Genomic DNA, 12,972 nt, shown 5'->3' with positions numbered 1-12,972 from the left:
CATTAGCTTAGGACAAATGACATAGACGCTTCTGCGACTTCCCGCAGGGTAGGACAAATGACTATTCACCCTTTCCCAGGTTATCGCGCTGACGGATCAAATCCATACCGCGAGATGTGCCTAATCTAGTAGCACCCGCTACAATTAAGTCTAGGGCTTGATTGATAGTCTGAATACCACCTGAAGCCTTAATTCCCACTCTTTCTTTGGCCAATTCCTGCAAAAGTCGTACATCTGCCACTGTGGCACCACCATTCCAACCTGTACTAGTTTTTAAGAATGCTGCTCCCGCCTCCATAGCGATTTCAGCAGCTATTTTTTTCTCTGCATCTGTCAACAGGTTAGTTTCCAAAATTACCTTGACTGTTTGCCCAGTCTCTTCGCAAATTTCGGCAATCTCCCGGTGGACTTCTTCAGTTTTGCCAGCTTTCAACCAGCCCAAGTTCATAACTACATCCAACTCAGTGGCCCCACTATCCGCCGCTTCTTGAGCTTCATACAGTTTCACGGCTGAAGTCGTTGCACCAGAAGGAAAACCAATCACCGTACAGACTTTAGGGTTTTTACCGTGGAGGAGTTCTACTGCTTGCTTAACATTAGCGGGGAACAGACAAACCGCCGCAAAGTTGAATCTGTATGCTTCTTCACACCATTGCTCAACCTGCTCTGGAGTAGCTGTCGGTATTAACAAGGAGTGATCGATGAATGGCGCAATATCAATGTCTGGATAGTCTGCTGCCATCGTGTCTTCTGCCTGTGATTGATTATTAAACTTTATAAAAAATTAAAACATTTCTTATATATATATTAAACCACATTTATTACGAGTTTATCCTGAAAACAAGCTGCTGAATTGTCTTTAATATTGGCTTTACAGATATCCCAGAATTACTGTAAGTATTTATTTAGACGTTAAGTAGTAGTAATGTTATGAATTTCAACAGTATTTTTCACACTAGTTTCTAAGAAGTTAATAATAGTTTGAGCTAATGCCTGCGATGCCAAATATGGAACACCATTACCAATAGTTTTAAACATATTAGTTAGTGACATATTTTCTGGAAGTACAAAATTGACAGGCAAAGATTGAATAGCTAAAGCTTCTGCTACAGAAATCCGCCGGATTTTGTAAGGATGTAAATGTACTTCATTATTTCCATAGCAAGCTGTCGGAGAGTAACGCCATCTATGCAGACGTTTGAAAGATTTTTTAGAATCATCTCCTTCATTAATAGCAGCAAATTTTGTGATCCCTGCCCTTGGTTGAAAATAGTGTTCAGCATTGGGATGTTTCAGAACGTTATTTTTTCTAAACCAGTATTCAACTGTTAATTCTTCGGGAATGTCATCAGGACAAGGTATTAAAGAATTTTCTTGGAATGGTTCACACTGACGCCAGGGGTAAGCAAAAACTTTTTCGTGAGGATATAAAATATGATTTTCCCAAGGGAAATATCTCTCATGTAGTAACTCCTTACTACCGATTTTGATCCCTATATTCTGAAGAAAATTCTTTTTGAAACCAATTAAAATAATTCTTTCTCTATCCTGGGGTACGCCGTATTCAATAGCATTAATTAACCGCTCTGTTAATATGTAACCTGCTGCTTGTAATTGTTGCTTGAGCGATTCAAAAAATAAACGGTGTTTTTTTGTCTTCCATAAACCCTTAACGTTCTCAAATAAAAAGAAATCAGGAAGATTACGGCAAATTAATTCAACATAAGAAGCGGAAAGTTTACCATTATCTCCTAAACGTCCTCTATTTTTTCCACCAATAGAAAAATCAGGACAGGGAGGCCCACCGATGAAACCAATTATATTATGAGATTTGCGGCAGTCTTTGACTAATTCTTGAAGGCGTTGCGCTTCTTTTCCGGTAATAAGATTTGTTACATCGGCGGCTTCACCGTGATGATATCCATATTCAGGCGATCGCATTTTCAGAACTTCTCGTGAATGGCGATAGGCGGCGATGAATGGGGCGAAGATTTCATTGACATAAACAATATTAAAACCGCTGGTTTCAAAACCTAAATCTAGGAAACCCGATCCAGCAAAAAAAGAGAAAATACAAGGGCGATCGCTCATTAAATTACTAGTATGATCAAACAGTATTAATTAATATCAAATTTTAATAAAATTGATTATATCTTTTCTTCCAGGGAAACTAATACTAACTATCCCCATTTGGTCTTAAGGGTTGGCAAACCCTAATATACTTGGGGTTTATACGTAAGTACCAATTAAAAACGAACAATTTGAAGACTGCTTAAATAGTCAAAAAAATTCATACTTCCTCTAAGTATCTCATATCGAAGTTTACTCAATCTTTAAGGAAAATCCCTGACAGAAAAAGAGTCTGAAGTCACAATTAAATATAGGAGTTACCAAGCTCCAAATAATGTTTCGGACAAATATTTGTCATTAAATAAAAACCGGGGTACTTCGGACTAATTTTTTATGCGGATTTTAATTTACTCCTACAACTACTATCCAGAACCAATTGGCATTGCCCCACTGATGACTGAATTAGCAGAGGGATTAGTGAAGCGTGGACATGAAGTGCGCGTAGTAACTGCTATGCCTAACTACCCCGAACGTCAAATTTACCAAGAATATCGGGGCAAGTGGTATGTTAACGAATCCAAAAATGGCGTTCAAATTCAACGCAGTTACGTTTGGATTCGTCCACAACCCAACCTATTAGATCGGGTGTTATTAGATGCTAGTTTCGTTGTCACTAGTTTTTTACCCGCCCTCATCGGTTGGCGTCCAGATGTGATCCTCTCAACATCACCATCCTTACCAAGCTGTGTACCAGTTGCTCTTTTAGGATGGTTACGTGCTTGTCCTGTGGTCTTAAATCTACAAGATATATTACCAGAAGCAGCAGTCCACGTCGGTCTACTTAAAAATAAATGGCTTATAAAGTTATTTACAGTGTTGGAAAAATTTGCCTATCGTACTGCCAGTAAAATTAGCGTCATCGCCGATGGGTTTGTGGAGAATTTACGATCTAAGGGTGTAGAAGCTGACAAAATTGTGCAAATCCCTAACTGGGTTGATGTAAATTTTATTCGCCCTTTGCCTAAAGAAAATAACCCTTTCCGCGAAGCACATAATCTGAATGGCAAATTTGTAGTACTTTATTCTGGTAATATTGCCCTCACCCAAGGTTTAGAAAGCGTCGTCAAAGCTGCTGCTGTATTGCGCCATATCCGAGATATTGTCTTTGTGATTGTTGGCGAGGCCAAAGGTTTACAGCGATTGCAACAGGAATGTCTAGACTGTGGTGCAGATAATGTTTTGTTACTGCCATTTCAACCCCGCAAAGATTTGCCACAAATGTTAGCAGCTGCCGATGTTGGCTTGGTGGTGCAAAAGAAAAATGTTGTATCCTTCAATATGCCATCAAAAATTCAAGTGCTACTTGCCAGTGGAGGGGCCTTAGTTGCTTCTGTCCCTGACAATGGTACAGCAGCAAGAGCTATCAGGCAAAGTGGTGGCGGAGTTATTGTACCTCCAGAAGATCCCCAAGCTTTAGCGATCGCAATTTTAGATTTGTACCAAAATCCTGAAAAAGTCAAAACTCTGGGTTACAAAAGTCGCCAGTATGCCGTTGAGCAATATTCTTTTGAGCAAGCTTTAAATCAGTATGAGTCCTTATGTTACTCATTGATGGCAAATCGTCAAGCAATTCAGTCTACAGGCATAGTTACGAAACAAGAAGTTTAAGCTTTGCAGCAAAGTTAAATTGCATCTGTAGCAATTGCAATTATGCCCTCAAATCTAGGTAGCAGGAGATTTTGAGGGACACTAATTTTATTAGGAAACACATAGCAATAGATAGGCAGGTTTTCAGGTGCATTATTAAACTAAAAATCCCACGGCTTCACTTCATTCAATCCGTGAGTAAACCAATTTGTTATCCATATAGCGGAATATACTGCTATTTATTGATACTTGTAAAATACGTATATTAATCGCACTTTTGCTAGATTCAGTCATGAGTCTGGTGTGTTGTATCGTAGTTTTTAGCAGACAGTCTAAGTCCAGAACCTTTACCTACGAATTACTAGCTTTACATTACATATTGTGCTGTTTGATGAATCTACGGTTATTTTCGCTAGAAATACTTGCTGGCAAGCTATTGGTTGATTTATAGCTGCACAATAACCATTAGCAATCAGCAGTTGCAGATGTCGAAATTTAAACAGCCAACGATCAAACTAGTACAACACGGCGTAAATAAACCATCCATTCAAAATCAATGAAACGCTTACACTGTATTAATTTTGAATTTTGAATTTTGAATTTTGAATTCCGCCTTGCGGTACTAGCCCCATAGACACCTGTTTTTTTGTTAGTATTCAAAAAAACCTATTGACACATTTTCAGATCAATTGTTTGTGATTTGTAAGTAAATGTAAACAATTGTTTCCAAAGAAAAAAAGCACCTGAGGTTTAATGACTGACTATTTCCAAGGAAATTTCCCATTACAATCCGTCCCACTGACGAAGAGTGTGGTTAAAAGCCACGCCCATACTGAAGAGGAGAGCGGAAAATTAGCTGCAACGATCGCAGAAGCGGCATCAGACCGCAAAGCAGGTGAGATTATATTGCTCAAAGTAGCAGAGGTATCTTACCTAGCGGATTACTTTGTGATGATGACTGGCTATTCTAGGGTACAAGTCAGAGCGATCGCTCAAGCAATTGAAGGAAAAGTCGAAACTGAGTTGCAACGTCGTCCCATAAGGACAGAAGGAAAAGTTGAGGGGAGTTGGGTACTACAAGATTACGGTGATGTGATCGTTCACATCATGATGCCCAAGGAACGGGAGTTTTATAATTTAGAAGCGTTCTGGATTCATGCAGAACGTATTTCCCTTCCAGAATCAGACGAGGGTGAGGGTAAGCCAACATGATTAGGTCTTCGGTTTCTAATTGCCCAGTTCCTACAGACCAACAACCGCTCAATGAATACGAAGAGTTAAAAACTTCCTGGCTGTTTCGTGATACTACTTTAGATTGGCGCGAGTATATCACGAAACTCCTTTGGATTTGGGGTTTATCTTGGCTTTTTGCAGGGCCCATAGCTGCGGCAAGTTTTCCCCCTCACAAGTATATTGCACATTTTATTCTCTGCGGTGCAGCCGGAGCGAGTGTCGGCTTAGTACTAATACTGGTAAGGTTGTACTTAGGTTGGTTCTACGTGTGCGATCGCCTTGGCAGTCCTACAGTATTTTATGAAGAGTCGGGCTGGTACGACGGACAAACTTGGACTAAACCACAGGAAATCCTTAACCGCGATCGCTTAATTGTTGCATACGAAATCAAACCCATTCTGCGACGGTTACAATTTACCTTTGCTGGCTTGGCGGGAATGTACGTTATTGGTACTATAGGTTGGCATTTGTTTTAAAAAGTCATTAGTCATTGGTCATTCGTCATTAGTCATTAGTCATTAGTGAATAAACAAATGACTTATGACAAAGGACAAAGGACAAAAGACTAATGACTAATTAATTAAAAAAGGTGATAAATATAAACCCATGACAATGGGAAAACGAACTCAAGCCGCAGCACTGGAAGTCCGGTTGCTGCGAGAAGGTATTATTGAATCCAGGCATATAGTCCAAGCTGTTGTCTGCGACGAACGAGGACGGGTTCTCACCGTTGCTGGAAATTCTGAAACTGCTGCATTTATCCGTTCAGCGCTCAAACCATTTCAGGCACTCGCTGTCACCACCACAGGGACATTGGAACGCTATCAACTCAGCGATCGCGACTTAGCAATTATCACAAGTTCCCATAAAGGAAGAATAGATCAAGTCCGACAGGTATTTAACATCCTTTGGCGGGCGGATCTTGACCCGACTGTACTCCAGTGTCCAATTCCTGAAGGAAAGCGGAGTCCTTTAGAATACAATTGCTCTGGAAAACACGCAGGAATGTTAGCTGTTTGTCAGCAACGCCATTGGCCCTTGAATAACTATTTGGATCGCAAGCACCCAATCCAGCAGTTAATTTTGGGCAAAGTAGCAGAGTTGCTGCGAATGCCAGCCGCAGAATTTATTAGCGCTCATGATGACTGTGGCGTACCAACTTATCTGATGCAGCTCGGTCACATGGCATCTTTGTATGCACTGTTAGCCTCTAGTACCAATTTGGATATGGAGCGCATCGTCCGAGCGATGACTCATCACCCCGCAATGGTAGCAGGAGATGGAGAATTTGATACGGAACTGATGCGCTTAACTCCAGGAGAACTAGTCAGTAAAACTGGTTCCGAAGGAGTGCAGTGCATTGGTAGACTCGGTGAAGGCTTGGGATTGGCAATCAAAGTCATGGATGGGGCGAAACGAGCAAAATACGCCGTGGCGATTCACTTACTCCAGCAAATGGGTTGGATTAGTCCCAGTGCCGCCGAAAGCCTCTCAGAGAAGTTTGTCACCTTAGGAAAATACAAGCGTTTAGAAGTAATTGGAGAATTATCATTTTTGTAGTTGCCAAACTCTTGACTATAGGTTACTATAAATAAGTCGAGAGCAACGCGGGATAGAGCAGCCTGGTAGCTCGTCGGGCTCAACGGGCAAAGTTAACTACACGCTTATTAGTTAAGTTTGCTATGGGCGGCACATAAAGAAACTTATGTGTGTTTATCTGTCAAACTCGGGGAAGCCAATAGCGCGGTAATCCCGAACCAAGCTCCAGAAATGGAGAAGGTGTAGAGACTGGAAGGCAGACACCCTAACGATAACGCCGAGGGTGAAGGGACAGTCCAGACCACAAACCAGTTAATCTGGGCAACGAAAGTTGTAGTTGGTAAGCATAACCCGAAGGTCAGTGGTTCAAATCCACTTCCCGCCACCAAATTAAAACAAAACCCCGAAATTTGAAAAGATTCCGGGGTTTTGTTTTATTTAACTATTTTTATCTTGCAGATGGACACAAAGCTTAAGGGAGATATAGCTGAACAAGCTGCTGTTCTTCATGCCTTAAAGCGTGGTTGGGGAGTTTTGAAACCTGTTGGTGATAGACTACCTTATGATTTAGTATTTGATGTTGACGGAACTCTAATTAAAATCCAAGTCAAATACGCTTGGTTCGATGAACCTTCTGGCAATTATGTTGTAGATAATCGCCGCACTAAAACCAATCGGCGACAAATGCTTCGAGAAGCCTATAAGCCAGCAGACTTTAATTTTGCTTTAGTTTATATAGAAAATCTTGACCTGTTTTATATATTCCCAATAGACATATTCGTTGGCTACGGTAGCGAAATACATCTTGTTGAGGCTGAGAAAAGACAGCGTAAACCGCGTTCGGCACAATATTAGGAATGCTTGGGAGTTAATTTTACAAGCATCTGTAGGTAAAGAAAGTTGTGTTCGATCGCCTGTTAAATTCCCAGAAGCAGGTTTTTAATCTATTCTGGAAGAAATAGCCATCTAAAAGGCGCGGAGAATCATGGTTGTGAAGTTGCAGCGACCAATTTTAGTGGGAGGATTGGGACTGTCCTTTTCTTTGTGGATGTTGGACAGTTGGCACGATTCGATAGTGCAGGTGGGTGAGTTTGGTTTGTTGAGTGCTTTAGCTGTAGGCGGTGGTTTGTGGTTATTCCAGCAAAATCGCCCGAAAGATAGTTTAGAGCAGCTAAATGGTATGCTTGTGGATCGGGCGACTGTGGAAAGTGCGATCGCTAAAACTGAAACTATAATAAACCAGCTGGCACAAGAATCAGAAAACCATCCGGCGTTACAAACACTGCGAGAACAAGTTAACCAACTATTGTTGGAATTAGACAGACAAGAAATTAAAGTGGCTGTGACTGGCGGGAAATCCGTGGGTAAAAGCACTTTAATTCAAGTGCTAAAGCAAAATGTCGAGACACGGAATTTCGTGTCTTTACAAGAGACAGCACCTTTATTTAGAGAAGTGGGTGAAAATTCCGATGCAGCTATTTTGACAGAAGTAGCAAAATCAGATTTTGTTCTGTTCCTGACAAACGGTGATTTGACAGACTCAGAATTTCAAACCTTACAGCAGCTAAAAGCAGCAAATCAGCCTACAATCCTGGTTTTCAACAAACAAGACCAGTATTTAGCCGATGAAAGCGCCAGCATCTTGCTGTCATTAAAACAGCGAATGCAGGGGAATGTAGTTGCAACTGCGGCCTCTCCTATTGCCATCAAAGTCCGAAAGCATGAGGCTGATGGTGCTGTGCAAGAGTGGATGGAACAACCAGCAGCAGATATCCAGCAGTTAACTCAGCAGTTGGATGAAGTTTTGGTACAGCAAAGACAACGGTTGGTATGGCTAACTACCATGAGGAAAGCCGGGTTATTGAAAGCTGAGGCGAAAAACTGGCTGAATGGAACCAGACGCGATCGCGCCACCCCAATTATTGAACAATATCAATGGATAGCTGCGGCGGCGGCCTTTGCTAACCCAGTACCAGCCCTTGATATTTTGGCGACTGCGGCAATTAATGCTCAAATGGTAATGGATTTGGGTAACATCTATCAGCAGAAGTTTTCCCTAGAACAAGCGCAAACTGTAGCTGGAACAATGGGAAGTTTGATGCTGAAATTGGGCTTAGTTGAACTTTCGACAAAGGCGATTAGTACTGTTCTGAAAAGTAATACCGTTACCTTTGTTGCTGGTGGCGTAGTTCAGGGAGTCAGTGCAGCTTATCTGACTAGAGTCGCAGGGTTAAGTTTAGTTGAATATTTCCAACAGCAGGAAATAGCGGTAGATTCTGGGACTGGTTTGAATTTGGAGAATTTGCGGCAAACCTTGCAAAAGGTGTTTCAGCAAAATCAGCAGATTGGTTTTTTGCAGGGATTTGTTAAGCAAGGCGTGAAGCGTTTATTTCCAGAAGCGCAACAGGTTGAAGTAGTTGCTGTTCAGAAGGCTGTAGGATAATTTTACTTACTTGGTGCTGTAGAAACCTAAAATTTACCCAAGCCCATTACGGGCTTGGGTGTATTTAAGAATTATTGCGAAAGTTGAAAGTTACCAAAAAATTGTGAATAAGGGTAATTAGCTAAACAGCACCACTGTTTCTATTAAATAGAATAGCTATAGTTTTGAAAATTAGCTTTAAATCGTACACCAAACTCCAATTTTTTTGATACTGCAAATCCAGACGAATTACATCTTCAAAACTACGGACTGTAGAACGGCCGTTTACTTGCCATTCGCCAGTCATACCGGGTTTCACATCTAAACGTTGCCACTCCGGTACTTCATAGCGTTCCACTTCATCGGGTGTCGGTGGTCGAGTGCCGACTAAACTCATTTCTCCTTTGAGGACGTTCCAAAATTGCGGTAGTTCATCAAGACTAGTTCGCCGTAAAAAGCGCCCTACCTTGGTAATTCTGGGGTCATTTTCATTCTTGAAAAAAGCACCTTGTACTTGGTTTTTAACTTGGGATTTCTTCGCTTCCGCATCCACACACATAGAGCGGAATTTCCAAATCTCAAACCGCTTCCCCATCCAACCACAACGGGTGTGACTAAAGAAAATGGGCCCAGGATCGTTAATTTGAATAGCGATCGCAATGGGAATAAACAAAACTCCTGTAATTAATAAACCGACTATTGACCCGATAATATCTAAGAACCGTTTCATCCAAGATGCCACAGAAGGGTGAGTAGCGGGTAACGGCTCTACTTTTCGGGGAGTTGTCTTCCGATTATCTACTAAGTCTTCTGGTTCTCTTAGCGACACATCATCCACAGGTTCAAGGGGAAAAACTTGATCCAATCCTGTGAGTTTTAGGACTGCCATTACCTGAGGTGTTACATTCCGCAGTGTTAATGTAATCTGTTTCGCTTGAGCGGATTTAAAATTACTGACCAGGGCACCTAAACCACTACTATCCATAAAAGTAGTTTGGTGAAAGTCAATGATGATGTGCTTGGGATGCGAATTGGTCTGGATTAAGCCTTGGCAGGTTTGCTTAAAGCCTAAAGCCTCCAGCACACTTAACCGCGTCGGCACCTGCACTATAGCGGTGTCGTTTAGGGAATTAACTGGAAAATCGACCTCTGTCGGTTGGCTAGTCATGAAGCTCTGCACTTTCGTTGCCATGTATAATGTAATCTGCCAAACATTATTTTGTCCTACAAAATTACCTAACCTAAATATCGGAATCAGTAGTAATTAGGACTAATTGCTATTTACCGGGGCTGAGATTGGAGATCGCTAGCGACGATTCACAATAGAACAAGAAGCCAAAAAACATCCTTGCTGTTGTGTCGACGCAGCGCGATTGCGTTGCTCTCATTTTATGATTGCTAAAAATACGGTTACACCTACCGCACGCCTGATTGAGGTCTTTTCTGCCATTCAAGGGGAAGGACTGAATGTAGGGACGCGTCAAATATTTATTCGTTTTGCTTTGTGTGATTTGCGCTGTCAGTTTTGTGATAGCGCCCACACTTGGAATGCACCTGATACTTGTCGGATAGAGCGCTCGCCTGGATTGCGCGACTTTGAAATCCACTCTAACCCTGTCCCATTACCCATATTACTCGAATGGGTGGAACAGCAAAATCTACCTTGTCTACACGATAGCATTAGCTTAACCGGAGGCGAACCACTTCTTCATGCCCCATTTTTAACGCAGTTTCTACCCCAAGTGCGAGCCATAACTGGCCTACCTATATACTTAGAAACTGGCGGACATCGCCCAGAACAACTAGCAATGATTCTCCCCTACTTAGACTCCGTAGGCATGGATTTTAAATTGCCCAGTGTTAGCGGCGAAAGTCATTGGCAAGAACATAGTAAATCTCTCCAGTTATGTTATGACTCATATTTAAATGTTTTTGTCAAGATAATTGTGTCTCAAAACACAGATCCCGCCGAGTTGGAACGTTCAGCTTCCTTGGTGGCAGAGGTTAGTCCAGATATCTCAGTATTTTTACAACCTGTTACGCCTTTGGCAGTGTCAGAACAATTTTCCTCAATCCCTGTACTAGCGCCTTCGAGCGATCAAGTTTTGACCTGGCAAGCTTTGATGAAGGGGTTTCTCAAGCATGTCCGTGTGATCCCCCAGACGCATAAAATGCTGAACCAGTTGTAAAATTTGATTTTGATAAAGATGTAGTCAAGAAAAAAGTAAGATTTGGTGAGGAGCGAGGAATGAGGAGTTTGAAGTTTGGATTTCACTCATAATTCCGGTGTTGCTGAATCGAGGTATGAATTTGGATGTAGAGACGTTGCATTGCAACGTCTCTACAAGGATTTTGAAATAACGCAAAATTATTTTTCATACCGCAATCAGCAACGCCATAATTCCTAACTCCTAACTAATTACAGTGAGTCCTCATCTGGAGTTTTAGATTTAGCTTTTGCCTTATTGGCACTGCGTTTGAGGGCAGAGAGTCTTGCTTCGTATCTTGACCGTTGGCGCTTACTAGGAGTATTGTCAATCAGGGTTTTTAAGGCGCTACCAAGACTCTTGTAGGCATTGGGGAGGCTATAACCAAAACGAGTTGCCAAGGCGATCGCTTTCTCATCAGCATTGAGCAATTCTCTTAGTTGCTTTTCCCCATTATTCTTTTGGTACAGTCGCCAGCCTGACACACCACAAAGCGACAAAGCTAATACCAGCAGCAATCCATCTTGTACCCACAATTCGCCTACAGCACCACCTAAACCGATGGCTAGTGCTGCCATTTCCCAACCATCTTTGGGAATTGTGTCATTTTGAACGCGAGCAACTTCATGCCAAAACAGCAGATTACGCTGATCCATTGCGAGGGCATCCCATTTCACCAAGTCAATTTGAATTTCTACCTGGTCTTTACCAATTTCTTCGCAGCGAACCAGGGGTGGATTGACTTCAGTTGTGCCTTCAACCGTAACCCAGCTTTGCAATTCTGGCGGTAATAAGCCTTTCAACCGCCGTAGTTCACTCATTTCCGCTTTGGCAGAGGAGGTTGCGTAGGATGTCATAATATCCAGCCCCAGAAAATTTCATGTATATAGTGAGGGTATCACTTTGGAGTATAGCTATTTAAGTGATGATCCGTCTCACTCACTAGGAAAACTTCCTCGCTTTTTTCGCGCTTCCATTGCTTTTTCTAGTAAATCTAACAATCCTGGGGCTTCTTCTTGGATACTGAGTAACAGTCTTTCCCCAAGTTCTATATTCCCCGGATCGAGACCTGTTGCCATTACTTCTTTCAGGCGAGGTATCGCTATGCCATCTACAATCTGAATTAACCCACTCAGACAACGGTGAAATTGCTTTTCTGTAAGAATCGAGTCTTCTAGAGGAAACTCAATAATGGCACGGATTTCACCATCAGATGGGTCATATTCCCATTGCAACATTTTGGTTTCCCAAGAAATGGCAAGCATCGTCTGTAGGATAGTTGCCTTGTGGGGATGGTCTTGGATTCCTGCCAGAACTTGAGGCGCAAATACCCGAAAAAATTTTCCTTCTTCATCCAACTGGACAACTATTAGGAAATCTTCTAGGTTGTCAGCCTCCACACCTGTTATAATTCGGTCTTCTTCATCATCAAAACGGTAGTCCCAGCCAAGGTTGTCTAAATAGTTGGCAATCTGTTCGAGGTTAGCTCCCATAAAAGCCTCATAAGGAACGTGGAGCAGTTGTTACCAGACCTAGTTTAACCTGCTAGGGGTAGTTGTTTGGGTTGGTGTGGATACTTCTGATTGCATAGAAGTGTGCAAGGGGATTGGGGATTGGGGGTTGGGTACTGGGTACTGGGTACTGGGGATTGGGCATTAGCAAAAATATCCCAATCACTAGTCCCTAGTCCCCAATCCCTGGGTGTTTGGCATTGCAAAGATAAGAAGAATAGATGATCGTTCGGCGTTGTGAATGATATTTTTTTATGGATTGTTGCTTATTAGCTTCTTCTTAAAGAAGCAATAATCACTATTTTTAAAATCTTAGTCAGTGAAGGATATATCACTAACTCAC

General features: G+C 41.9%; 12 protein-coding genes. 7 read left to right on the top strand and 5 right to left on the bottom strand.

What is annotated here, in order from left to right; translation table 11 throughout:
• Positions 1 to 61: 61 nt before the first annotated feature.
• Both deoC and V7L31_RS26600 read right to left on the bottom strand, forming a co-directional pair.
• A complete protein-coding gene (deoC, locus tag V7L31_RS26605; RefSeq protein WP_094349124.1) occupies positions 62 to 742 on the bottom strand; it encodes a deoxyribose-phosphate aldolase in 681 nt (226 codons plus the stop codon).
• A 170-nt stretch (positions 743 to 912) separates the two neighbouring features.
• Complete coding sequence (locus tag V7L31_RS26600) at positions 913 to 2,091, bottom strand: DNA cytosine methyltransferase (RefSeq protein ID WP_334699042.1); 1,179 nt, start codon at positions 2,089 to 2,091, stop codon at positions 913 to 915.
• 372 nt (positions 2,092 to 2,463) lie between these two features.
• Here V7L31_RS26600 and V7L31_RS26595 point away from each other — a divergent pair, with 372 nt between their 5' ends.
• The 6 genes from V7L31_RS26595 (at position 2,464) to V7L31_RS26570 (ending at position 8,932) form a co-directional block, all read left to right on the top strand.
• Complete coding sequence (locus V7L31_RS26595) at positions 2,464 to 3,738, top strand: glycosyltransferase family 4 protein (RefSeq protein ID WP_334699041.1); 1,275 nt, start codon at positions 2,464 to 2,466, stop codon at positions 3,736 to 3,738.
• A 732-nt stretch (positions 3,739 to 4,470) separates the two neighbouring features.
• On the top strand, positions 4,471 to 4,929 hold the full coding sequence (gene rsfS / locus V7L31_RS26590; protein ID WP_334699040.1) for a ribosome silencing factor: 459 nt from the start codon (positions 4,471 to 4,473) through the stop codon (positions 4,927 to 4,929).
• A complete protein-coding gene (locus tag V7L31_RS26585) occupies positions 4,926 to 5,426 on the top strand; it encodes a CGLD27 family protein (protein ID WP_334699039.1) in 501 nt (166 codons plus the stop codon). The genes rsfS and V7L31_RS26585 overlap by 4 nt, the downstream gene beginning before the upstream one ends.
• A 130-nt stretch (positions 5,427 to 5,556) precedes the next feature.
• Positions 5,557 to 6,510 carry an asparaginase gene (locus tag V7L31_RS26580; protein WP_334699038.1) on the top strand — a complete coding sequence of 318 codons (954 nt, stop codon included), beginning with the start codon at positions 5,557 to 5,559 and terminating at the stop codon, positions 6,508 to 6,510.
• Positions 6,511 to 6,948: 438 nt separating this feature from the next.
• Positions 6,949 to 7,344, top strand: a complete 396-nt coding sequence (locus tag V7L31_RS26575) for a group I intron-associated PD-(D/E)XK endonuclease (protein ID WP_334699037.1) — start codon at positions 6,949 to 6,951, stop codon at positions 7,342 to 7,344.
• Between the two features lie 130 nt (positions 7,345 to 7,474).
• A complete protein-coding gene (locus V7L31_RS26570; RefSeq protein ID WP_334699036.1) occupies positions 7,475 to 8,932 on the top strand; it encodes a slr1306 family protein in 1,458 nt (485 codons plus the stop codon).
• Positions 8,933 to 9,053: 121 nt separating this feature from the next.
• On the opposite strand, the gene V7L31_RS26565 is transcribed toward V7L31_RS26570, so the two are convergent.
• Positions 9,054 to 10,103 carry an anti-sigma factor antagonist gene (locus V7L31_RS26565; RefSeq protein ID WP_334699035.1) on the bottom strand — a complete coding sequence of 350 codons (1,050 nt, stop codon included), beginning with the start codon at positions 10,101 to 10,103 and terminating at the stop codon, positions 9,054 to 9,056.
• 199 nt (positions 10,104 to 10,302) lie between these two features.
• Here V7L31_RS26565 and V7L31_RS26560 point away from each other — a divergent pair, with 199 nt between their 5' ends.
• Entirely contained in the window at positions 10,303 to 11,100 is a 798-nt protein-coding gene (locus V7L31_RS26560) for a 7-carboxy-7-deazaguanine synthase QueE (RefSeq protein WP_334699034.1), read from the top strand.
• Between the two features lie 230 nt (positions 11,101 to 11,330).
• Here the strand turns inward: V7L31_RS26560 and V7L31_RS26555 are convergent, their stop codons facing one another.
• Together V7L31_RS26555 and V7L31_RS26550 are read right to left on the bottom strand one after the other, a co-directional pair.
• Positions 11,331 to 11,975, bottom strand: a complete 645-nt coding sequence (locus V7L31_RS26555; RefSeq protein ID WP_179066624.1) for a DUF3318 domain-containing protein — start codon at positions 11,973 to 11,975, stop codon at positions 11,331 to 11,333.
• A 78-nt stretch (positions 11,976 to 12,053) separates the two neighbouring features.
• On the bottom strand, positions 12,054 to 12,611 hold the full coding sequence (locus V7L31_RS26550) for a hypothetical protein (RefSeq protein ID WP_334699033.1): 558 nt from the start codon (positions 12,609 to 12,611) through the stop codon (positions 12,054 to 12,056).
• Positions 12,612 to 12,972: the final 361 nt, after the last annotated feature.

Source organism: Nostoc sp., from assembly GCF_036916655.1.
Taxonomy (GTDB): Bacteria; Cyanobacteriota; Cyanobacteriia; order Cyanobacteriales; family Nostocaceae; genus Nostoc.
The sequence above is the reverse complement of the archived record's forward strand: the minus strand, read 5'-3'. Positions and strand labels throughout refer to the sequence as shown.